Origin of the sequence: Bremerella sp. JC817 (genome assembly GCF_040718835.1) — a bacterium.
GTDB lineage: Bacteria > Planctomycetota > Planctomycetia > Pirellulales > Pirellulaceae > Bremerella.
The window spans coordinates 1-357 of sequence record NZ_JBFEFG010000196.1 but is presented as its reverse complement, the minus strand read 5'-3'; the positions used below and the strand labels follow the sequence as shown (position 1 = coordinate 357).

Here is a 357-nt window from a genome sequence, read left to right as displayed (position 1 = left end):
GTAACGCTGACCGAGACCGCGTCCTCGCGCACCTATTACATTGCGGCTGCCCTCGTGCGGGCTGGTCTCGGCATGGCGATCGTCGACAATTTCACGGCGGAATCGGCGGTGGCTTCGGGTCTGGAAAGCAGGCCGCTCCAGCCGGCACTGACCTTCAATATCAACGCGGTATACCTGCAGGCCCGGCCTCCTTCACGCGTCGGGGCCGACTTCCTCGACCTGCTCGCGAGCGTGATCGACGCCGTATAGCCGCGTGCTATGGGCGCGGTGGCCCGCGCTATCTGTGTGCGCGGCCCGCACGGGCGTAGGGTCTCCCGGATTTTCGAGCTTGCCGATGCGAGTGCCTACAGACCCATG

General features: G+C 65.5%; 1 protein-coding gene. It reads left to right on the top strand.

Annotation, left to right across the window (positions count from 1 at the left end):
• Positions 1–249 (top strand): LysR substrate-binding domain-containing protein (locus tag AB1L30_RS00940; protein WP_367011461.1); only part of this gene is annotated, 249 nt, incomplete at its 5' end.
• Between the last annotated feature and the right edge of the window lie 108 nt (positions 250–357).